A 21,289-nucleotide genomic window follows, 5' to 3' on the forward strand; every position below is an offset into this window, starting at 1 on the left:
CTTTAGTTGTAGGTGATTGCCACGGTGGTGGTACTGGAAAGGCTGCCCTGGGTGACCGTGCCGTTCTTCCAATACGCAGCGCCGAGCGGCAGCACCGCGCGATTGCCGGACACCGTCACCACGCGCGTGTTGCCATTGCTGATGGTCTGGTTACTTCCGCCTACGCGTGAATAGAGCCATAGGCCGACGCCTCGGGCGCTGCCCGTGTTGGCGAACCGCGCGGCATCGCCGGATGCTGGTGTACCGGTAAAGCGGAAGGTGACGCTGGAGGCGTTGCTGCAGTTGGCGGTCAGCTCGAAATTGCTGGCTCCCGCCGAACTGACATCCCGCAAAGCGCTGGCGCGTATGGTGGGGAGCCCGATCGTGCGGTTGACGTCACCGGCGGCCAGGTCGCAGGTGGGGGCTGGATTTACGAAGCGTATCGAGTTGTTGAGCTGTACGTAAACGCGGCCACTGTTTCCATTCCATCTTTGGTCAAAGAGACCCCCGGCAGCAAGCTCACCGGTCGTTACGGGGCCTGTTTTGTAAAACTCTGCCTGCATGGCTGTGTAGTTAATTATCCAATTCGGATGCGTAATTATGGCACTGCCGCTGGTCAGGTTTAAGATATGTCTCACCGAGCCCCCGAGCGTTGCCGAAACTCGCATGCCAACGCCTGGTATGGGCGTGTCATACGTCCCGGGTTGGCCTGCTGACGATAGAGTCGTAAAGCGCCCGGTTACTACAATCGGGAAGGGAGTGCATGTCATTTCAGTCGTGGGAAAAGGACCGCTGAACGGCCGGCTGGCAATCAGACCGCCCACCGGAAGGTTTTGCGGTACGGTGATAGTGCTCGGGAAGGTGGCTCCATGTTGCTGATTAGGGTATCTATTACACGCGGCGTTAGCCGCGATCGGCAGGCCAGATAGCAATAGTGCCGAAAAGAATTTAATCGAGTGCTTCATCTTCAGTACCACAAAAATAGGGTGTTTGCAGACAAAGAGCGCACCGCGCTCCGCCAGATCATCGGTCTAGATAGGCGTATTGCCCTTTTCCAATGAGGTCATTTGCTGCGCGGCGGTGGTGACTCCAGCCTGGCAGGTGCCAGTGTTCACGTGCCGTAAACGCTCCGCTCCGTTGGCCGAATCCGTGCCCAGGTCGTAGCTCAATCGACACGAGGCCGTGGCACTTGCCCCCCACTTGACCATCAACTGCCCTTGCTTGCCCGCCACGCGTACAAACGCCTTGCCGCCTTGACCGACCATCCCGACGCTGTCGCCGTTTTCATCGAACACATCTGCACCAAATGGCAGCGGGCTGCCATCCTCGCGTACTGCTGTAATCAACAGTGCCTGGCCGCTGACGGTCTCAAACCCAAGCAGCACCACCGAACCCGCGCGCGGCGCTACGTTCTTCGAGGCTGTCTTGAGTTCCACGTTGACGGACAGGTCCTTGGGGTCGAGTTCGACCACGTTGTTTCGGTAAGCAGTGAGGTGGGGCACTACGGCAAAGCCATTGGCGTCGACCTGTGAGCTGTGGTTGCCATTGACTCGCGCGCCCTTTGCATCGGGTGCCTGCACGATGCCGAGGGTGTCGCCAAGCTCCGAGGACAGCGTCACACCGCCGGGGTGGGCAACGATGCCACCCGTGACACCGAGTGATACCGAACGGTAAGCGTTGCTCTGGCCATAGCCGGCAGACAGCACACCCTGGCTTGCCTGGTATTTCACGTCGGCGCTGGCCGCGTGGCCATTTCCCTGGGACTGGCCGGCACTTAAGCCATAACTCAGTTCGCTATGTTCGCCGGCGCTACCGCCAAGGCTGACTCGTTCGCCGCTACTCTGGTCGCCACGCAGCGCGGTCGCTGTCAGGGTCGGTGAACGCGCACCTCTGCCCAATGGCATGCTCACGGTAAAGTCGACCTGATTGTCGACCCGGTCGCTCAGCAGGTCGCGGGTACGCTGGGCGCCGACCGTGTAGTGAATACGCCCCCAGGCGTTGCTGTAGCCTGCGGCGAAGGTCAGGTTGCCACTCTGGCGGTTCCAGTAGTTCTGCGACGAGGCGGTCAGGTAGATCGAACCCTTGCCCAGGCTTTGGTTGAGGCTGATGTCCATCCGATCGCGCACGCGCGACACACTGTCCAGGCTGCGCCCCTCTATTGCGAGGTCACGCACGCGTGCCGCATCGCGCACGCTCAGAAAGCCTTCGGTGGAATAGCGGTACGCGCCGAGGGCAAAGTGGGTACCGGTGTCGGCGAAGTTCTTGCTGTAGCGCAGTTGCGCACTTTGCCCCTGGCTTGAGCGATGTCCTGGTATGCGGGCATAGGAATTCGTCAGGTCGAACGACAGCGCACCGAAGGGCGTATTGAAGGCCGCACCAAACAGTTGTGAGTGGTAGTCGTCACCCAACACCCCTCCGGTATAGCCCGTTACCACGTTATTCAGGCCGTGCTGGTAGGTTGCCTGCATCAGCGTTGGCGGGTTCTGCAAGCCGACTTCGTCCAGCTGGCCCACATTCAACGAAAAGCGATTACGGCCGGGGCGCAGCAGGTGAGCGTTGGCGGCGAACGGGACGATGAACTCACGCTGGCGGCCGTCGGCTTCGGTGATCGTCACGGTCAGGTCGCCGCCGAAGCCCGTGGGAGACAGGTCATCGAGCACGAACGGGCCGGGCGCCACGGAAAACTCCTCCAGCAGGATGCCGCGCTGACGCACGCTGACCCGGGCATTGGTTTCGGCGACACCACGTACCACCGGTGCAAAGCCGTTCTGGGAGTCCGGGAACATGCGGTCATCGCTGGAGAGGCTTGCGCCCCGCAAGCGGAAGCTGTCGAAAAGCTCGCCAGGGGTATAGATCTCTCCCACCACCAGTTGCGATCGCAGTGCGGTCAATTCGCGCTGCACATAGGTGGCACTGCTCTGATAGCCGGAGCTGGTTGCCGAATGGCTGTAGCTGCCGTTGTGGCGAAAATGCCAATCGCCGAGATTGAATCCGCTGTTCACACCCAGGTAACTCGAGGTGAGCGAGCGTCCGCCGGCCTGGGTACCAAAGGTGTTGGCGTTGTAGCGCACAAACGCGGCGTTGACCCCGCTGTCCCATTGTTCCGGGCTGACATAACCACGTGCCTGGCGTGCCAGGTAAAGCTGCGGAACCTCAAGCCTGAGTTGGCTTTCGCCTGAGTCGAAACGCGCGTTCGCGCCCGGTATGTAGCTGGCGATATCACCGCAAAGGGGGACCATGGGTGCCACCGCTTTTGCAGTACCGACGGTGTGCTCCTTGACAGCGTCCAGGTCGATGCCAAACGAGAGCAAGGTTTCGTGCTCCAGGCACAGTTGTGCGGACTGCTTGCCCTCGACCGCTGCGAAGGTCAGGGTTTCGCGGCCTATCCACTGGTCGTTGAGATAGATATCGGAACGGTAACTGCCGGGAAGGATGACGTTACCCTGATTGAACCGTGAAATATCGATCTGCATGCCGGATGCGCCACCCGGAAAGAATGCCGGGTTGAACTCGACATGCTCGACGCCCTGGGCAACCATCGCTTGGGCGCTGCTGAGCAGTAACATGCGGCGCGCAGCAAGCTTCACTCTGTGGTGTGATAGGGGCCAGTGTTTTGTTCTGGCTAACGTTTTCGAGCTCATGTATACCGTTCCAAAAGTGGTGTCTGTCCGAATTTCGGCGTAGCGAATCCGTGCCCGGATGAGTGGGCAAAAAACGCATGGGTGCGATTGGGGGCGGTGGGGCGCCGGCAGGGCCGTGGTGTTCAGTGCCAGGCTATGGCGGAAGGCAATACGCTCGGGCCGTCATGGCGAAACACCGGCCGTGTGCGAGACCGCCACCCCAAAATCGTCGAGTGCCTGGAACTCGACGGTCATCGCCGTAGTGGGTGGGGACTTCAGACTGGGTAGCAGGAAGCGGTTGCGGCCGTCGGGCACAACCATGTTGTCGGCACTCGATGCGCCGGGTTCCCGGGCATGACGCTGCCCTGCGGTGAGCATTTCGATTTGGTCAAAACTCACGTGGTAGGGCGTCGGGTTGTAGACTTCCAGCATCTGGCCCTGCTCGGTGGAAGCATGGCTCCACTGAAGTTTTCCGGGAGAGGAGGTCACCTCGTAAGGCAGGTTCGGGGGACGGAAGAACACTTTGATCCGAGAGCGGAACGCCATCTGTAATTGATTCTGTGCTTCGCCCTGCACTTGTGCCGGTACCTCCAGTGCATTGAACCAGAACAGGCTCTCGCGCTCGGCTGGCAATGCCTCGCCGGTATACGCCAGGCGTATTACTTGTTGCTGACCCGGCTCCATGCGGAACACCGGCGGTGTCACAACGAAGGGTACGTTGCCTGCAGCCGGGGTGGAGTTTTCGTCGCCGTCGTCCAGCCACACCTGGAGCAGGACCGGCTTCTGGTTCTTGCTTTCAAGCCTTACCGTCACTTCCCTGTCGGTTTGGGGGTAAATCACACGAGTGCTGCTGAGGATTACGCTGGCTTGTACGGAAACCGTTGCAAGCAGGGCGATCGCCAGGGACACAACCATCGCCAGCGGGCGGGAAATCGTAGAGACATTCATGCAGGAGCATCCAGCAGATTAAAGAGTGAGAGCGGCGGAGTGGCGTACGCGGGCACCGAAGTCACTGACGGCGATAAATTCGACTTTCACCGTGCCATTGGGCGGGGTCCGCAGCCCCGGCAGGGCAAACAGTTTGATGTCGCCGGCGGGCATTAACAGACTGTCGTTGGCTGCCTTGTTCGCCACTTTGCTGAAGCGCTTGCCATCCCCCAACAAGTCCACCGTGGTGAGCGAAATGTGGTACGGCGTCGGGTTGGTGGCTTGCAGGGCATAACCCCGCTCATGAGGCACCAGTTTCCACTGCAGCTTCGAGGCGGCGTTTTCGACCGGATACGGCAGCGCTGGTGGTCGCAGGAACACCCGCAAGCGTGTGCGGAAAGACAACTCGATCTGGTTTTTTTGCGCGGCATCGGCTGCGGTCGGTGGTACTTCCAGTACGTTCAACCAGAACAGGCTTTCGCGATCCGTGGGGATCGGGTCGCCGGAATAGCGCAGGCGCAACGCCTGCTGCTGATGTGGCTCTATACGGAAGATTGGCGGCGAGAGTGTGAACGGCGCCTGGGCATTCGCAGGTGTCGACAGCCTGTCGCCGGCGTCGAGCCAGCTCTGGACCAGAGCCGGGCGGCTGCCTTTGTTCTCCAGGCGCACGATGACTTCCTGTTGCTCGGCGTGGTAGACCACGCGTGTACCATGAATGATTACGCCGGCATGGGAGGGCAGCGCCTGCAGTGACAACAGTGCAATAGCGCACGAGACGAGCGCGAGGCGGGCCATGCTTTTCATCGTTTGGGCTCTCTTTGGGTATTGAGGAAGGACCGAAGTGATGATCATCGGTCCCGGCGGGGTGCGACCTGCACAGGCGGGCCAGATCGCCCCTTAGTCGGCGTATTCGACCAGGAAGCCGACCCGTGTATTGATCGTGCCTTCGGTGGCTGGGCCGCTGGCGTACATCTGGGCTGCCAGTGGAATCACTGCCTGGTTGTCGACGATGACCACACCTTCAGACTTTTCGGTGTAGACGTGGATGGGGGTGCCATCGCGGTTGGTCACTTCGATCTGGACGTTTTTGGCGGTGGTGGTATCGGCCGGGTCGTTGTAGCCATCAATGTTCAGCCGGCCAGTCGCGACATCAATCGCTGGGCTGGTCGGGTCGAACGCGACCATCGCGGTGCGTCCGTTGGTGCAACTGCCCTCGCCTGGCGCGCCAATGCGAATGGTGAAGCCGGTCAGGTTGGCCCGTGCGCCCGTGCTTGCCAGGCGCGAGGCAGAGACGCCGCCCAGGTTCACGTCCTTGACCACGGCACCGGTACCCGGCGCCGAGCCTTCGACAGTGCAGGTCACATCGGTGACCAGGCCGCTGAAATTGATGACGCCGTCGTTGGCCAATACCGGCAGCGATACAGCAGCGGTCAGGGCCAAAGACGCGGCTAGCGTGGAAAGTGTCGTTTTCATAGTTATTCCATGGGTGAAATTCAGTGGTTCCTTGTCAGGCTGCGTCTCGATACTTGATGCAGTATCGGATGCGCTACCTTCGACAAGAGCTGCACACTTTGCTTTTTGTGCTTTGGTATTGCCCATAGAACATGCACGAGTTTTTTTTAGTGATTTTTCGAAAGTTACGGACCTCTTTTGCAGATGTTTCAAACAGCAGCCGATGGGTTTCTTTTGGTGTGGTGGTTGAGCTATAAGCTGCTCGTTGATTTATTTGGTTTTTATAATCACGTGTAACAAAATGTGGGTACCGCTGATGTCGCTTTCGTTTACCGTCCCATTTAGCGTTATGTTGTTAGACGATCATGAAGTGGTGCGGCAAGGTATCGCATCGGTGCTGCGCGAAGAGGTCGATTTCAGTGTAATCGGGGCGTTTGGTACCGGGCGCGAGTTAATCGCGGCATTGACCCGACAGGAAGCCGATGTGGTGGTTATCGACTTCGTCCTGGGGCCTACGGAAATAGATGGGATCAATCTGATTCGTTTGCTGCGTCGCCGGTTTGGGAAATGTAAGCCGCTGGTGCTTTCCGCCCACTACACGCCCGCGACGGTTGCCTTGGCGCTAAAAGCCGGGAGCCGTGGCTTCGTAGGCAAGGAGCAGGGTCTGAGTGAGCTGGTTGGGGCCATTCGGGTGGTTGCCCAGGGACAGATTTACTTGCATCCTGCCATGACTGAAAAATTAATGAGCATGCAGTTGTTTCAGCCTATGGAACATACGACGCCTGCAAGCAAACTTTTGAACTCGTCGATAATGAGTTCCAAGCTTTCTCCGAGAGAATGGGAGGTGCTGCGTTGTTTTCTCGATGGAATGTCTGTGAACTCAATCGCCGCAAAGTTTTTACGCAGTGCCAATACAATTAGTACTCAGAAACAATCGGCCTATCGGAAACTTGGTATAAAAAACGATAGCGAACTATTCAAACTACTCCATCAGACGCGCGGGCCCGTTCTTGAAGAGCAGCACTACGACAGTTAACGAGGCCGGACGATGTACTCAAAGTGCTCGGTCAAGATGTGTAAAAAAGCAGTCCGACAGTGAGCAACAGATGGTGTTGGTCGTAGATGACCAGCCTGCACAGCGTGTGCTCCTGAGGGGGCAGCTCGAACGGTTGGGAGTTGACTCGGTGGCGGCGGCCAGCGGCGCTCAGGCGTTACAAGCGTTGGCGCAACAGCGCGTCGGGCTTGTGCTGCTTGACTGCTGCATGCCGCAACTCAGCGGTTATGAGGTCGCCCGAAAAATCAGGGAGAGGGAGTGCGGGCCGGACTACCTGCCCATCATCCCCCTTTCTGTAGAGAGCAGTTGGACCCATTTGGAGCAGTGTATGGACTGCGGTATGGATGGGGCTTTGATGAAGCCCTTGCATCTGGACAAGTTGCGCAACTTATTGCACGTGTGGCTTGGCCAAAAGGCATTGCGACCTACCCGGCCGGCAGTTGTCTCTTACGACCCCCTGTTGTTGGCTTCGATGTACCACCGGGACCTGAAAACAGAGCTGGCATCGCTCCACGGTGCGGTTGCCCGCATGGACCTGGCTGAGGTGAGCTATCGGGCCCACCGAATAAAAGGCATCGGATTGTTGATCGGCGCGCAAGCCATTGTGGAAGAGGCAACGGCCCTTGAATGGGCGGGCGGCGCCAAGGCAAGCGAGATGGCCGTTCGGGCCGTTGAGCGCCTTCACCAGGCAATCTTGACCTTTCCGCCCTGAAGTCAGGCCTGCGCGAGGGCATTGAGGGTTATTGCAGGTCATCCAGGTAGCGCATCGCCAACCGCTCCGTCGCCAGCCTCGCCGGCATCAACAGATGCGGCGCCACCAGCATCATGATCTGGTACACCACCACCCGCACCTCACCTGCACGGTCGAGGATCCGTTGGTAATCCAGGGAAAACAGCAGAGTCATGGTGATCTGTTCCACCAACTGCCCCAGCGCCTGGGTGTCACTGACCAATTGCCCATCCGTCTTGAGTCGGGCCAGCAACGAGGCCAACGTGCGCTTGAGCGCCGTCAGCAGGTTACGAATGCCCTTGGCCAGTTTCGGCAAACGCCCCGCCAGGTTCGACAAGTCCTGGAACAGAAACCGGTAGTGGGCCATACGCTCCACGATCAGGTGCAGGAATAGCCAGTAATCCTCGGCCGCCAGTTGCGCGTCGTCAGGCGGGTCGAGCAACGGCGCCAATTCGGCCTGGAAGCGCTCGAACAGCCCGAGCACCAGCGGCTCCTTGCCATGGAAGTGGTAATAGAGATTGCCGGGGCTGATCCCCATTTCATTCGCCACCTCCATGGTCGACACGTTCGGCTCGCCCTTGTGGTTGAACAACTGCAAGGCACATTCAAGGATACGGTCGCGGGTCTTCATCCAGTCTTCTTAAGGTCTTCGTTGGGCTCAGCGGACCCGCACATAAGTGCCCGGCGCCGCTTCCATCGGTGGGTAATTCTGGTTGCCCAGGGCGGTCAGGGTTTCGCGCTGCACACCGGAGCGCTGCTGGATCCACGCCAGCCAATTGGGCCACCAACTGCCCTCGACATGATCGGCGTCGTAGTACCACGCGCGCGGGTCGCTGCTCAGCTTGAGGTTCTCGACGTAGTTGGCCTTGGGGTTGCCCGGTGGGTTGAGGATGCTCTGGATATGCCCGCTGTTGGACAGAATGAAGCGCTTGTCGCCGCCCAGCAGTTGGGTGGAGCGGTACACCGCGTCCCACGGCGTGATGTGGTCGTTGATGCCGCCCACGCTGAAGCTGTCCACCGTGACCTTCTGCAAGTCGATGGGTGTGCCGCAGACCTCCAGGCCACCGGGATGGCTCAGCGGGTTGTGCTTGAAGAAGTCCAGCAAGTCGCCATGCAGCGCGGCGGGCAGGCGGGTGTTGTCGTTGTTCCAGTACAGGATGTCGAACGCCGGCGGCTCCTTGCCCAGCAGGTAGTTGTTGATCCAGTAATTCCAGATCAGGTCATTGGGACGCATCCAGGCGAACACCTTGGCCATGTCGCGGCCATCGAGCACGCCTTGTTGATAGGAGCGGCGCTTGGCGGCTTCCAGGGTTTGTTCGTCGGCGAACAGGGTGGCGGGGCTGTCGATCTGGCTGTCCAACAGGCTCACCAGGTAGCTGGCGCTGGAGATGCGGCGCAGCTGGCGTTTGGCCTGTAGATGACCTTGCAGCGCGGCGATGGTCAGGCCCCCGGCGCAGGCGCCCATCAGGTTGACCTCACGGGCGCCGGTGATTGCGCGGGTCACGTTAACCGCTTCTTCCAGAGCGGCGACGTAGGTGGACAAGCCCCATTCGCGGTGGCGTACATCCGGGTTGCGCCAGCTGACCATAAACACCTGCAGGCCATTTTTCAGGGCGAACTGGACGAAGCTGTTGTTCGGGCTCAGGTCGAAAATGTAGTACTTGTTGATTTGCGGCGGCACGATCAGCAGCGGCTTGGCGTACTGTTTTTCGCTCATGGGCTTGTACTGGATCAGCTCCAGCAGTTCGTTGCGAAACACCACCGAGCCCGGCGTGGTAGCCAGCGTCTTGCCGACTTCAAAGGCCTGCTTGGTGACCTGCCTCGGCAAGCCATTGTTGTGCAGCAGGTCGTCGAACAGGTTGCTGACGCCACGCACCACGCTGTTGCCGCCGGAATTGAGCAGTTCCTTGACGGCCAGTGGGTTGAGCAGGCTGTTTGAAGGCGACACCGCATCGTTGAGCAGGGAAAAGGCAAAGTGCGCCCGTGCCCGGTCGTCGGGGCTCAGATTACTGTCGTCGATCCAGTGACGGGTCTGCTTCTGCCAGCTCAAGTAGGCTTGCAGGCTGCGACGATAAAAGGGGTTGAGTTGCCAGGTCGGGTCGGCGAAGCGGTTGTCGGCCGGGTTCGGCTCGTGCACCGTTTCCCCGAGTAATACACGGCCCAATTGCCCGCCCAACTTCAGGGCGTGGCGGGCGGTGTGCACCGGGTTGCGCAGGCCGTGTGCGGCGACGCTGCGCAGGGTCGAGAGCAAATCCCGGCCGCGCAGGCCGGTGATCGCGCTTTGTGCATTGATGAACGCGGCGGGTGTGGGCACCGGGTTCGATACGGGTCTTTCTCGCATGCGCCAACACTCCTTCGTCAAGCCATCAACAAGCACGCCAATTCAGAACCATAGTCGGTTCTGGCCAAGTTGCGCGGCGCGGTCGTCCTGACCTCCGCCGTCTAAAGCGCAGGTTGCGGGTGAATCACTGCCCTCAGGCGTTCCTCCTGGAGAAATTTCATGATGATCGGCGCCACGGCCTCGGCCCGGGTAATCAGGAACAGATGACCGTCGTCGATGATGTGCAGTTGGGCGTTGGGAATGCGCCAGGCCAGCATGCGCATGTTGATCAGCGGGATCAGCGGGTCGTCGTCGCCGGCCAGCACCAAGGTCGGCTGCTTGATCTTGTGCAGCCAGTGGATGCTGGTCCAGCCAAGCCCAGCGAACAGTTGCCAGTAGTAGCCCAGCTTGCCCGCCGAACGCACTTTGCTGGCGTGTTCGGCGGCCAGTTTCGAATCCCGACGGAAGGAGCCGCCGTAGATCATCGGGGCAATGCGCACCACATGGGACGGTTGGATATAACGCCGGGGGCTGGCCATCAACCACAAGACTTTCGGTTTGCCCGGCACCATGAAGGCGCCGGCAGCGGTGGCGGCGAGGATCAGTTTCTTGCAGCGCTCCGGGTAGTCATACGCGAACTGCTGCGCCAGCGCCCCGCCCCAGGAAACGCCCACCGCGTTGACCTGGCCATAGTCCAGGTAATCGAGCATGCGTGCGGTGAGCTTGGCCAGGCCGGGAAAGCGATAAGGCCGGCTGGGGGTCGACGAACCGCCGACGCCTGGCACATCAAAGGCAATCACTTCCAGGTCCGGGTCCAGGGCCTGGACGAACGGAAACACCAGCTCAAGGTTGGCGCCGATGCCGTTGAAAATCAGCAGCGGCGTCAAGTGAGGCTTGCCCGGGCGTACCGCCGTGCGGATGGTTTGGCCATCCAGGTCGATGGTACGGAAGATGAACGGTTGCGGCATGGGCTTACCCTGCAAAATGGCGCTATTTCCCTGCGGGAACACGGTTAATGTGGGAGCTGGCTTGCCTGCGATGCAGACGCTGCGGTGTATCAGGCATACCGAGTTGATGCCATCGCAGGCAAGCCAGCTCCCACATTTGATCCCATTCCAGCCTACCTTTCGTGAACGTATGTGCCCGGCGCCGCTTCAGCCGCTGCGTACGCTTTATTACCCAGCGCCGTCGGCGCCTTCTTCAACTTGCCCGACCGCTCCGCCTGCCACGCCTGCCAATGCAGCCACCACGAATCGGTGTGCTTGGTGGCGTTCTCCTGCCAGTCCAGGGCCTTGCCCGGCATCGTGTCGCTGGTCTGGTAGCGCGACTTGGGGTTGCCCGGCGGGTTCAGGATGCTCTGGATATGCCCGCTGCTGGACAGCACAAACTCAACCTTGCCGCCAAACAGCTGTGCCGACTTGTAGCAGGACTGCCACGGTGTGATGTGGTCGTTGGTGCCGGCCAACGAATAGATATCGGCGGTGACCTGCTTCAGGTCGATCGGCGTGCCGCACACTTCGAGGGCATTGGCGCGCACCAATGGGTTGTTCTTGAACAGCTCGATCAGGTCGCCGTGGAACGCGGCCGGCAAGCGGGTGGTGTCGTTGTTCCAGAACAGGATGTCGAATACCGGCGGCTCGTTGCCCAGCAGGTAGTTGTTGACCCAGTAATTCCAGATCAGGTCATTGGGGCGCATCCAGGCAAATACCTTGGCCATGTCTCGGCCTTCGAGCACGCCGGCCTGGTAGGAATGGCGCTTGGCCGCTTCCAGGGTCTGCTCATCCACGAACAGCGCCACCTGGGTGTCCAGGGTGGTGTCCAGCACGCTCACCAGCAGGGTCAGGGCGTTGACCTTCTTCTCGCCCAGCGCCGCGTAGTGGCCCAGCAGGGCGGTGCAGGTGATGCCGCCGGAGCAGGCGCCAAGCATGTTGATGTCTTTGCTGCCAGTGATCGCACTCACCACATCGACCGCTTCTTTCAGCGCCTCGATATAGGTCGACAGGCCCCACTCGCGCTGGGCCTTGGTGGGGTTGCGCCAGCTGACGATAAACGTCTGCTGGTTATTGCGCAGGCAGAAGCGCGCCAGGCTCTTGTCCGGGCTCAGGTCGAATACATAGAACTTGTTGATCTGCGGCGGCACCACCAGCAGCGGGCGTTCGTGCACCTGCTCGGTGATCGGCCGGTACTGGATCAGCTCCAGCACATCGTTGCGAAACACCACGGCGCCTTCGGTGGTGCCCAGGCTCTTGCCCACTTCAAAGGCGCCCATATTGACCTGGCTTGGCATGCCGCCGTTGTGCACCATGTCCTTGGCCAGGTGGGACAGGCCATCCAGCAGGCTCTTGCCGCCGGTTTCAAAGAAGCGTTTAACTGCCGCCGGGTTGGCCGCGCTGTTGGTGGGCGCCATGGCTTCGGTCATCAGGTTGATGACAAAGTGGCCGCGGCTGATGTCGTGCTCCGACAGGTTGCTGTCACCGATCCAGTCGTGCAGCTCCTTGCGCCACGCCAGGTAGGTTTGCAGGTAACGTTTGTAGAGCGGGTTCTGGGTCCACGCCGGGTCGTTGAAGCGGCGGTCGTCGGCCTCGGGTGTCAGCTGTGATTTGCCAAACACCACGTTCTTCAATTCGACGCCAAAATGGGCGACGTGCTTGACGCTGTGCAACGGTTGTTTGATGGCCTGGGTCAGCACCATCCGAGCGGATGCCAGTAAATCCTTTTTCCGTAACGCGATGATCGGGTTCAGTCCCAGGGTGTTTTCCGAGGCTTGGCGTTTCAAGTCATCGTTGTTCTTGTTACTCATCTACGACGCTCCATTGTCCGACAGACGAGTACCGGGTACCGCTGTGTACCACTACTTGCCACACAGCACAGCCTGGTACTACTGCTCGGGTGACCGTTAATACCGCATCGTCAAATGCAGGGAACTTGCCAGTTCCATTGGTTACCCGAGTTTAATTTTTTTCGCAAGCGGGCCAATCGTTGGCCACGACAGAGGGGCATTCAAGCAGATGGAATTAGAAAATGCCCACTAATGAGCAAGAGGCCTGAGCTAGAGCATCAGCCGTACGACCGACTGGCTCGGGTCGCGGGTTTTTCCGGCGGCTTTCAGCTCGGCCAGATAGTCAGCCCACAGCGCGTCCTGACGCACGGCAAGTTGATAGAGGTAGTCCCAGGTGAACAATCCGCTGTCATGACCGTCATCGAAGGTCAATTTCAGTGCGTATTGGCCGGCGGGTTCGATCTTGGTCAAACCGACGTTGAGCTTGCCGAATTGCAGGATCGGTTTGCCGTGGCCCTGGACCTCGGCGGAGGGGGAGTGCACGCGAAGGAATTCGGCGGGCAGTTGATACACCTCGTCAGGACCGTAGGTAAGGCCCAGGGTCTTGGAGGCTTTGTGCAGGTTGATGGCGGTAGGCAGTTTGGTCATTTGGGGAACCGCTCAGAGATGATCCTGAAGGAACCGGCTTTAAACTGTGGGAGCGGGCTTGCTCGCGAATGCGGTAGGTCAGTTTATGCAACTGTGACTGACCCACCGCATTCGCGAGCAAGCCCGCTCCCACATTAAAGCAGAGCGGTTCCTGCGTAAGCCTTACAGGATATAACGAGACAGATCTTCGTTCTGCGCCAATTCGCCCAAGTGGCTGTTGACGTAGTCGGCGTCGATCTTGATCGCCACGCCATTCTGCGCGCCCGCCATGTCGCCGGCACTGAAGGACACTTCCTCCAGCAGGCGCTCAAGCAAGGTGTGCAAACGACGGGCACCAATGTTCTCGGTCTTCTCGTTGACCTGCCAGGCGATCTCGGCCAAACGCTTGATACCGTCCGGCAGGAACTCAATGCCCAAGCCTTCGGTTTTCAGCAGTTCGCGGTATTGCTCGGTCAGCGACGCGTGCGGCTCGCTGAGGATGCGTTCGAAGTCGCCTGGCGTCAGGGCTTTCAGCTCAACGCGAATCGGCAGACGGCCTTGCAGCTCCGGCACCAGGTCGCTTGGCTTGCTCAGGTGGAACGCACCGGAAGCGATAAACAGGATGTGGTCGGTCTTGACCATGCCCAGCTTGGTGTTGACGGTGCAGCCTTCGATCAGCGGCAGCAGGTCGCGCTGCACGCCTTCGCGGGATACGTCGACGCCACCGGAGTTACCGCGCTTGGCCACCTTGTCGATCTCGTCGATAAACACGATGCCGTGCTGCTCGACCGCTTCCAGGGCCTTGGCCTTGAGTTCTTCCTCATTCACCAGGCGCCCGGCTTCTTCGTCACGCACCAGTTTCAGCGCTTCCTTCACCTTGAGCTTGCGGCTTTTCTTCTTGCCCTTGCCCATGTTGGCGAACAGGTTCTGCAACTGGCTGGTCATTTCTTCCATGCCAGGCGGTGCGGAGATGTCGACGCCGGACACTTCGGCAACTTCGATCTCGATTTCCTTGTCGTCCAGCTGGCCTTCACGCAGACGCTTGCGGAACAGCTGGCGGGTGTTGGAATCCGAGCTCGGGGCGGCGTCTTCGTTGAAGCCCATGCGTGCCGGTGGCAGCAGGGCGTCGAGGATGCGTTCTTCGGCGGCGTCTTCGGCGCGATGGCTGACCTTGGTCATTTCCTGTTCGCGCAGCAGCTTCAGGGCGGCGTCGGCCAGGTCACGAATGATCGACTCGACGTCACGGCCCACATAGCCCACTTCGGTGAACTTGGTGGCTTCGACCTTGATGAACGGGGCGTTGGCCAGTTTGGCCAGGCGCCGGGCGATCTCGGTTTTACCGACACCGGTCGGGCCGATCATCAGGATATTCTTGGGGGTTACTTCAACACGCAATTCTTCGGGCAGTTGCATCCGGCGCCAGCGGTTACGCAGGGCGATGGCAACGGCGCGCTTGGCATCGTCCTGGCCGATGATATGGCGATTGAGTTCATGGACGATTTCGCGGGGAGTCATGGACATAGTAATTGGCGGTCCTCAAGCGGGAATAAGCCTGCGGCTTACTCGGCGAGGTCCTGCTCCTCAATGGTCAGGTTGTGGTTGGTGAAGACACAGATGTCGCCAGCGATACCCAGGGCCGTCTCGACGATTTCCCGGGCCGACAGGTCGGTTTTCTTCAGCAGGGCGCTGGCAGCGGCCTGGGCGTAACCGCCGCCCGAACCCATGGCGATCAGGCCTTCTTCGGGTTCAACCACGTCGCCGTTGCCGGTGATGATCAGGGAGGCGTCTTTGTTGGCGACGGCCAGCATGGCTTCCAGGCGGCTGAGGGAGCGGTCGGTGCGCCATTCTTTGGCGAGCTCGACGGCAGCACGGACCAGGTGGCCCTGGTGTTTCTCAAGTTGGCCTTCAAAGCGCTCGAACAGGGTAAAGGCGTCAGCGGTGGCGCCGGCAAACCCGGCGAGGACCTGGCCGTGGTACAGGCGACGGACTTTTTTCGCGTTGCCTTTCATCACGGTATTGCCAAGTGAAACCTGGCCGTCGCCGCCCATGACGACTTTGCCGTGGCGGCGAACTGAAACGATGGTGGTCAAGGGGAGAGTCTCCACGCTGCGGGGCGAAAATGCCCTGATGGAACTCATATGGGGGTGGCGGGGGGGATTTCAACTGTAGGACGGGAGGGCGGACGAGTGGTGTTTATGTGTCGGGCTCGGTCCTGAGGGCGATGAAAATCAAATGTGGGAGCGGGCTTGCTCGCGAATGCGGTGTGTCAGTCACTGGAAATATTGACTGGTCTGGCGCCTTCGCGAGCAAGCCCGCTCCCACATAGGTACTGCTGTGTGCCCGGAATCAGCGGCTCTGGCGTTGTTGTAACAACAGGTTGCTAAACCCTGCACCTGCCAGTTGTTTCTGCGCCACGGTCAGCTGTTCACGGTTGCTGAACGGCCCTACCAGCACGCGATACCAGGTCGCATCCTTAACCGTCCCGGACTCCACCGTCACCGCCTGCCCCAGCAGAATGATCTGCGCACGCACGCGGTCCGCATCCGCCTGTTTCGGGAACGAGCCCGCCTGCAGGAAGAACTTGGTCACCGGCGCGGCTTTGGTGGTGGCAACCGGTGGCGGTGGCGGCGGGGTGATCCCGGCCAATGCCGCCTGGGCCCGCGCAGTGTCGATTTTCGCCGCTTCCGCCGGTGTTACCGGTGTAGTCGGCACCGGCTGCGGCGTCGGCAGGGTTTTCTCCGGCACGGCATCCGGCGGCACGATCACTTCCGATTCCGGCAGCAACGTGTAGAAGTCGTATTTCGGCTTCACCGGCGCAGTCGGGCTCGGGACGGTCTTGTTCGCCTCGGCCATTTTCGTGGCCCTCTGCTGCTCTTGCTTGACCCGTTTGACGTCATCGCCCTTGCCCGGATCCAGCTTCATCAGGAACACGACAAACGCGCCGACCGTCAGGCCGATCGCCATCCACAACCAGCCCGGAATAGGTTTCTTCGCAGGTGCCTGGTAGCGGCTGGCGCCGCGCTTGGGTGCAGGTTTTTTCTTGGCAGCCAACTTACATACGCTCCAGAGTTTCCAGGCCCAACAATTCCAGGCCTTGCTTGAGGGTCCGTCCTGCCAGTGCGGCGAGGCGCAGGCGGCTCTGCTTTTGGGCTTCGTCGTCTGCGGTCAGGATCGGGCAGTTCTCGTAGAAGCTGGAGAACAAACCGGCGACTTCGTACAAATAGGTGCAGAGGATGTGCGGCGTGCCTTTCTCGCCAACGCTGTTCAGCACTTCGCCGAATTGCGCCAGCTTGGCCGCCAGTTCCTGCTCGTGCGGCGCTTCAAGGTTGATCTGGCCTTCGACTTCACTGAAGTCCTTGCCCAGCTTGCGGAACACACCGGCCACCCGAGTGTACGCATACAGCAGGTACGGCGCGGTGTTGCCTTCGAAGTTGAGCATCAGCTCGAAGTTGAAGCTGTAGTCGCTGGTACGGTGCTTGGACAGGTCGGCGTATTTCACCGCGCCGATCCCCACGACGCGGGCGATGTTGCGCAGGTCGGCTTCGGCCAGCTCCGGGTTCTTTTCCTTCACCAGGTTGTAGGCGCGGTCCTGGGCTTCGTTCAGCAGGTCGATCAGCTTTACGGTGCCGCCGTCACGGGTCTTGAACGGGCGGCCATCGGCGCCGTTCATGGTGCCGAAGCCCATGTGTTCCATCTGCATCGGATGGGTGACGAAACCGGCGCGGCGCGCCACTTCGAACACTTGCTGGAAGTGCAGGGCCTGGCGCTGGTCAACGAAATACAGGGCGCGGTCGGCTTTCAGCACGCCGCTGCGGTAGCGCACGGCGGCCAGGTCGGTGGTGGCGTAGAGGTAGCCGCCATCGGCCTTGACTATGATCACCGGCAGCGGGTCGCCGTCGGCGGTCTTGAATTCTTCGAGGAACACGCACTGGGCGCCGTTGCTCTCAACCAGCAGGCCCTTGGCCTTGAGGTCGTTGACCACGTTGATCAGGTCGTCGTTGTAGGCGCTTTCGCCCATCACATCGGCCATGGTCAATTTGACGTTGAGCAGCTCGTAGATTTCCTGGCAGTGGGACAGGGAGATCTCGCGGAAGCGGCCCCACAGCTCCAAGCATTCGGCATCGCCAGCTTGCAGCTTGACCACCAGGCCACGGGCGCGGTCGGCGAATTCTTCGGATTCGTCGAAACGCTTCTTGGCGGCGCGGTAGAAGTTCTCCAGGTCCGACAGCTCGTTGCTGGTGATCGGGTTTTCCTGCAGGTACGCCATCAACATGCCGAACTGGGTGCCCCAGTCGCCCACGTGGTTCTGGCGGATTACGTCGTCGCCGAGGAATTCCAGGACCCGTGCCACGCCGTCGCCAATGATGGTGGAGCGCAGGTGGCCCACGTGCATTTCCTTGGCCAGGTTCGGTGCCGACAGGTCGATGGCCACGCGTTGTGTCGGGCCAGCCTTGCGTACGCCGATTTTGGCATCCGCCAGGGCCGCGTCCAAGCGCGAAGCCAGGGCCTGGGTGTTCTGGAAGAAGTTGATAAAGCCAGGGCCGGCGATTTCAGCCTTGGTCACCTGCGGGTCGGCCGGCAGCGCGGCGATGATTTTTTCCGCCAGGTCGCGTGGCTTCAGGCCGGCCGGCTTGGCCAGCATCATCGCGATGTTGCTGGCGAAATCACCGTGAGTCTTGTCACGGGTATTTTCCACCTGGATCGCCGGCGTCAGGCCTTCAGGCAACACACCTTCGTTGACGAGTTGGGTGAGGGCTTGTTGGATCAGCTGGCGAATGGTGTCTTTCATGGTGTTCTCTTTCGACCGCAAGCGGTGGCGCGCGATGCGCAGGTGGAAAAACTGGGCATTATCCGTGGCGAGGGCGGGCTTGCCAACCTTCGCCGGACCTTGACGGACGATTAACCTGTGGCGAGGAAGCTTGCTGTGGCGAGGGAGCTTGCTCCCGCTGGAGTGCGTAGCGCTCCCGGCTTTTTTGGGGCTGCTACGCAGCCCAGCGGGAGCAAGCTCCCTCGCCACAGGGGTTTAGTACAAATCTACCGGGTCTACGTCCAGCGACCATCTCACTTGTCGCCCGCTGGGCATTTGCTCCAGGGCAATTAACCAGCTGCTTAATAAACGATGCAGCGGGGCGCGGGCACTGGCTTGCAAGAGTAGCTGGGCGCGGTAACGCCCGGCGCGGCGTTCCATGGGCGCGGGCACCGGACCGAGCAATTCGATGCCGGTCAGACCCAGTTCCCCCAGCAAACGTTCAGCCTCGCTGCAGGCTTCATCCAGGAAACCTTCGGCCTGCCCCGGCTTGTGCGCCTCGGCCCGCAGCAGCGCCAAATGCGCAAACGGCGGCAAGCCGGCCGAGCGACGTTCGCTCAAGGCCTGTTCGGCGAAGGCAAAGTAGCCTTGTTCTGTCAGTTGGATCAGCAGCGGGTGGTCGGCCAGGTGCGTCTGGATGATCACCTTGCCCGGCTCTTCGGCCCGACCGGCACGGCCTGCGACCTGTACGATCAGCTGTGCCATGCGTTCGCTGGCGCGGAAATCCCCGGAGAACAACCCACCGTCGGCATCCAGGATCGACACCAGGGTCACCCGCGGGAAGTGATGCCCTTTGGCGAGCATCTGTGTGCCCACCAAAATACACGGCTGGCCCTTCTGGATCGTGGCGAACAGCTGATTCATCGCGTCCTTGCGCGACGTGCTGTCACGGTCGACCCGCAGCACCGGGTAATCCGGGAACAGAATGCCCAGCCTCTCCTCGGCGCGCTCGGTGCCTGCGCCCACCGGACGCAAGTCGACTTTGCCGCACTGCGGGCAGTGACGCGGCACCCGTTCCACATGGCCGCAGTGATGGCAGCGCAATTCGCCGGAGCGCTGGTGTACGGTCATTCGCGCATCGCAGCGATTGCACTCGGACATCCAGCCGCAGTCATGGCACAGCAGCGTCGGCGCAAAACCCCGGCGGTTGAGGAACACCAGCACTTGCTGGCCCGCCGCGAGGGTTTGGCCGATGGCTTGTTGTATCGGCCCGGAAATGCCGCTGTCCAGCGGGCGACTTTTCACGTCCAGGCGCAGGAAGCGTGGCTGCTTGGCGCCGCCGGCCCGCTCGTTGAGACGCAGCAGGCCGTAGCGCCCGGTGTAGGCGTTGTGCAGGCTTTCCAGGGAGGGCGTGGCCGAACCCAGCACGATCGGGATGTTTTCCTGGCGGGCCCGCACCAGCGCCAGGTCGCGGGCGTGGTAGCGCAGGCCTTCCTGCTGTTTATAGGAGCCGTCGTGTTCTTCGTCGATGATGATCAACCCGGGATTTTTCATCGGGGTGAACAGCGCCGAGCGGGTACCAATAATAATGTCGGCCTCGCCGTCCCGGGCGGCGAGCCAGGATTCCAGGCGCTCGCGGTCGTTGACCGCCGAGTGCACCAGGGCGATGCGCGCGTTGAAGCGCTGTTCGAAGCGCGCCAGGGTTTGCGGGCCGAGGTTGATCTCGGGGATCAACACCAACGCCTGTTTGCCGGCTTCGAGGGTTTCGCGGATCAACTGCAAATAGACTTCGGTCTTGCCGCTGCCGGTGACACCTGCCAGCAGGAACGCGTGGAAACTGTCGAAGCCGGCGCGAATCGCCTCGTAGGCGGCTCGTTGTTCGGGGTTGAGCGGCAATTCCGGCTGGGCCAGCCAGTGCTCGTGGCGCTCACCGGGGGCGTGCTTGCGGATTTCCACTTGCACCAGGCCCTTGGCGAGTAGCAAATCCAGGCTGTCCTTGCTCAGCATCAGCTTGCTTAATAGCTGATGGGCCACGCCGTGGGGGTGCTGGGCCAGGGTTGCCAGGGCTTCACGCTGGCGCGGGGCGCGGGCGATGCGCGGGTCATCCATGCGCGCCCCCGGTACTATCGACCAGAAGCGCTCCTGGCGCGCCTCGGCCAATTCGCCCTGGCGCAACAGCACCGGCAGCGCCCAGCTCAGGGTGTCGCCGAGGCTGTGCTGGTAATACTGCGAGGTCCACAGGCACAACTTGAACAGCGCGGGTGGCAGCGGCGGCGTGGCGTCGAGTATGGCCACGGCGGGCTTGAGCTTCTCGGCGGGCACTTCGCTGTGGTCGGCGACTTCCACCAGGATGCCGATCATCTCCCGCCGGCCAAACGGCACGCGCACACGCATGCCGGGCTGCAGCTGCGACCGCAATACGCCAGCAGGTGCCCGATAATCGAACAGGCGGCGCAGGGGCGAGGGCAGGGCGAGGCGCAAAATGGCGTCGGGCACGCGGGGGTTCTCATATGACGGGCGGCGAAGAAGGGCGCGAGCCTAGCAGACCAGCGGTGGAGGTGTCCTGTGTGGGAGCGGGCTTGCTCGCGAAAACGGTGTATCAGTGACAGATAGGGTGGCTGACCCGCCGCCTTCGCGAGCAAGCCCGCTCCCACAGGGTGTTGGATATGCCGCGCTTTTCTGATGAAAGGCTGGTTTTCTGACCAAACAGCAGCGGGGCGGCGCTTGCGCGTTTAAAAAGGTCTGGTAGAATCCGCGGCCTAATTACGTGCGGTATTCAACAATAGTGTTGATTGGCGGCACGCTAGCCTGAGGAATACACCATGAAAGCCGATATCCATCCAAACTATGTTGCCATCGACGTTACCTGCAGCTGCGGTAACAAGTTCGAAACCCGTTCGACTTTCGGCAAAGCTCTGCCAATCGACGTGTGCAACGAGTGCCACCCGTTCTACACCGGTAAGCAGAAGACTCTGGATGTTGGCGGCCGTGTTGACCGCTTCAAGACCCGCTTCGGTGCTTTCGGCGCTAAAGCTGCTCCTAAAGCCGAGTAAG

Annotated in this window: 18 protein-coding genes; 3 read left to right on the forward strand and 15 right to left on the reverse strand. The window is 60.8% G+C overall.

What is annotated here, in order from left to right; genetic code table 11:
• Positions 1–2 precede the first annotated feature (2 nt).
• The 5 genes from D109_RS0118740 to D109_RS0118760 form a co-directional block, all read right to left on the reverse strand.
• Entirely contained in the window at positions 3–944 is a 942-nt protein-coding gene (locus tag D109_RS0118740; protein ID WP_026078064.1) for a fimbrial protein, read from the reverse strand.
• 66 nt (positions 945–1,010) lie between these two features.
• Positions 1,011–3,545, reverse strand: a complete 2,535-nt coding sequence (locus D109_RS0118745; RefSeq protein ID WP_017478222.1) for a fimbria/pilus outer membrane usher protein — start codon at positions 3,543–3,545, stop codon at positions 1,011–1,013.
• A 237-nt stretch (positions 3,546–3,782) separates the two neighbouring features.
• Positions 3,783–4,547, reverse strand: a complete 765-nt coding sequence (locus D109_RS0118750; RefSeq protein ID WP_017478223.1) for a molecular chaperone — start codon at positions 4,545–4,547, stop codon at positions 3,783–3,785.
• Between the two features lie 18 nt (positions 4,548–4,565).
• On the reverse strand, positions 4,566–5,330 hold the full coding sequence (locus tag D109_RS0118755; RefSeq protein WP_017478224.1) for a molecular chaperone: 765 nt from the start codon (positions 5,328–5,330) through the stop codon (positions 4,566–4,568).
• Between the two features lie 93 nt (positions 5,331–5,423).
• Positions 5,424–5,999 carry a fimbrial protein gene (locus tag D109_RS0118760; RefSeq protein WP_026078065.1) on the reverse strand — a complete coding sequence of 192 codons (576 nt, stop codon included), beginning with the start codon at positions 5,997–5,999 and terminating at the stop codon, positions 5,424–5,426.
• A 328-nt stretch (positions 6,000–6,327) separates the two neighbouring features.
• Here D109_RS0118760 and D109_RS0118765 point away from each other — a divergent pair, with 328 nt between their 5' ends.
• Positions 6,328–7,014, forward strand: a complete 687-nt coding sequence (locus tag D109_RS0118765) for a response regulator transcription factor (RefSeq protein ID WP_032868778.1) — start codon at positions 6,328–6,330, stop codon at positions 7,012–7,014.
• 70 nt (positions 7,015–7,084) lie between these two features.
• Positions 7,085–7,744, forward strand: coding sequence for a response regulator (locus D109_RS1000000132345; protein ID WP_017478227.1), 660 nt, complete (start codon positions 7,085–7,087; stop codon positions 7,742–7,744).
• 28 nt (positions 7,745–7,772) lie between these two features.
• On the opposite strand, the gene D109_RS0118775 is transcribed toward D109_RS1000000132345, so the two are convergent.
• From D109_RS0118775 to D109_RS0118820, 10 genes are all read right to left on the reverse strand, one after another.
• Complete coding sequence (locus D109_RS0118775) at positions 7,773–8,393, reverse strand: TetR/AcrR family transcriptional regulator (protein WP_017478228.1); 621 nt, start codon at positions 8,391–8,393, stop codon at positions 7,773–7,775.
• A 27-nt stretch (positions 8,394–8,420) separates the two neighbouring features.
• Positions 8,421–10,103, reverse strand: coding sequence for a class II poly(R)-hydroxyalkanoic acid synthase (gene phaC / locus D109_RS0118780; RefSeq protein WP_017478229.1), 1,683 nt, complete (start codon positions 10,101–10,103; stop codon positions 8,421–8,423).
• Positions 10,104–10,204: 101 nt separating this feature from the next.
• A complete protein-coding gene (gene phaZ / locus D109_RS0118785) occupies positions 10,205–11,050 on the reverse strand; it encodes a poly(3-hydroxyalkanoate) depolymerase (RefSeq protein ID WP_017478230.1) in 846 nt (281 codons plus the stop codon).
• Between the two features lie 152 nt (positions 11,051–11,202).
• The gene (phaC, locus tag D109_RS0118790; RefSeq protein WP_017478231.1) at positions 11,203–12,882 is read right to left on the reverse strand and encodes a class II poly(R)-hydroxyalkanoic acid synthase; all 1,680 of its coding nucleotides are present in this window, start codon (positions 12,880–12,882) and stop codon (positions 11,203–11,205) included.
• 249 nt (positions 12,883–13,131) lie between these two features.
• Positions 13,132–13,509 (reverse strand): gamma-butyrobetaine hydroxylase-like domain-containing protein, encoded by a 378-nt coding sequence (locus D109_RS0118795; RefSeq protein WP_017478232.1) that lies wholly within the window; start codon positions 13,507–13,509, stop codon positions 13,132–13,134.
• A 162-nt stretch (positions 13,510–13,671) separates the two neighbouring features.
• Positions 13,672–15,009 carry an ATP-dependent protease ATPase subunit HslU gene (gene hslU / locus D109_RS0118800; protein ID WP_003209321.1) on the reverse strand — a complete coding sequence of 446 codons (1,338 nt, stop codon included), beginning with the start codon at positions 15,007–15,009 and terminating at the stop codon, positions 13,672–13,674.
• Positions 15,010–15,047: 38 nt separating this feature from the next.
• Positions 15,048–15,578 (reverse strand): ATP-dependent protease subunit HslV, encoded by a 531-nt coding sequence (gene hslV / locus D109_RS0118805; protein ID WP_003209323.1) that lies wholly within the window; start codon positions 15,576–15,578, stop codon positions 15,048–15,050.
• A 256-nt stretch (positions 15,579–15,834) separates the two neighbouring features.
• Positions 15,835–16,539: an SPOR domain-containing protein gene (locus D109_RS0118810; protein WP_017478234.1), complete on the reverse strand. Its 705-nt coding sequence runs from the start codon at positions 16,537–16,539 to the stop codon at positions 15,835–15,837.
• 1 nt (position 16,540) lies between these two features.
• Positions 16,541–18,277 carry an arginine--tRNA ligase gene (gene argS / locus D109_RS0118815; RefSeq protein WP_017478235.1) on the reverse strand — a complete coding sequence of 579 codons (1,737 nt, stop codon included), beginning with the start codon at positions 18,275–18,277 and terminating at the stop codon, positions 16,541–16,543.
• A gap of 234 nt (positions 18,278–18,511) precedes the next feature.
• Positions 18,512–20,731 carry a primosomal protein N' gene (locus D109_RS0118820; protein WP_017478236.1) on the reverse strand — a complete coding sequence of 740 codons (2,220 nt, stop codon included), beginning with the start codon at positions 20,729–20,731 and terminating at the stop codon, positions 18,512–18,514.
• A gap of 326 nt (positions 20,732–21,057) precedes the next feature.
• On the opposite strand from D109_RS0118820, the gene rpmE reads away from it, so the two are divergent.
• A complete protein-coding gene (gene rpmE / locus D109_RS0118825) occupies positions 21,058–21,288 on the forward strand; it encodes a 50S ribosomal protein L31 (RefSeq protein ID WP_003209330.1) in 231 nt (76 codons plus the stop codon).
• Position 21,289: the final 1 nt, after the last annotated feature.

It is taken from the genome of Pseudomonas sp. PAMC 26793 (assembly GCF_000313235.1).
GTDB classification, from domain to species: Bacteria; Pseudomonadota; Gammaproteobacteria; order Pseudomonadales; family Pseudomonadaceae; genus Aquipseudomonas; species Aquipseudomonas yamanorum.

Coding starts and splice junctions, on each gene's coding strand:
- D109_RS0118750 (WP_017478223.1), bottom strand. CDS start 4,547: ATGAATGTCTCTACGATTTCCCGCCCGCTGGCGATGGTTGTGTCCCTG.
- phaZ (WP_017478230.1), bottom strand. CDS start 11,050: ATGCCGCAACCGTTCATCTTCCGTACCATCGACCTGGATGGCCAAACC.
- D109_RS0118765 (WP_032868778.1), top strand. CDS start 6,328: ATGTTGTTAGACGATCATGAAGTGGTGCGGCAAGGTATCGCATCGGTG.
- argS (WP_017478235.1), bottom strand. CDS start 18,277: ATGAAAGACACCATTCGCCAGCTGATCCAACAAGCCCTCACCCAACTC.
- D109_RS0118745 (WP_017478222.1), bottom strand. CDS start 3,545: ATGTTACTGCTCAGCAGCGCCCAAGCGATGGTTGCCCAGGGCGTCGAG.
- phaC (WP_017478229.1), bottom strand. CDS start 10,103: ATGCGAGAAAGACCCGTATCGAACCCGGTGCCCACACCCGCCGCGTTC.
- hslU (WP_003209321.1), bottom strand. CDS start 15,009: ATGTCCATGACTCCCCGCGAAATCGTCCATGAACTCAATCGCCATATC.
- D109_RS0118795 (WP_017478232.1), bottom strand. CDS start 13,509: ATGACCAAACTGCCTACCGCCATCAACCTGCACAAAGCCTCCAAGACC.
- D109_RS0118775 (WP_017478228.1), bottom strand. CDS start 8,393: ATGAAGACCCGCGACCGTATCCTTGAATGTGCCTTGCAGTTGTTCAAC.
- D109_RS1000000132345 (WP_017478227.1), top strand. CDS start 7,085: ATGGTGTTGGTCGTAGATGACCAGCCTGCACAGCGTGTGCTCCTGAGG.
- rpmE (WP_003209330.1), top strand. CDS start 21,058: ATGAAAGCCGATATCCATCCAAACTATGTTGCCATCGACGTTACCTGC.
- D109_RS0118740 (WP_026078064.1), bottom strand. CDS start 944: ATGAAGCACTCGATTAAATTCTTTTCGGCACTATTGCTATCTGGCCTG.
- D109_RS0118755 (WP_017478224.1), bottom strand. CDS start 5,330: ATGAAAAGCATGGCCCGCCTCGCGCTCGTCTCGTGCGCTATTGCACTG.
- D109_RS0118760 (WP_026078065.1), bottom strand. CDS start 5,999: ATGAAAACGACACTTTCCACGCTAGCCGCGTCTTTGGCCCTGACCGCT.
- phaC (WP_017478231.1), bottom strand. CDS start 12,882: ATGAGTAACAAGAACAACGATGACTTGAAACGCCAAGCCTCGGAAAAC.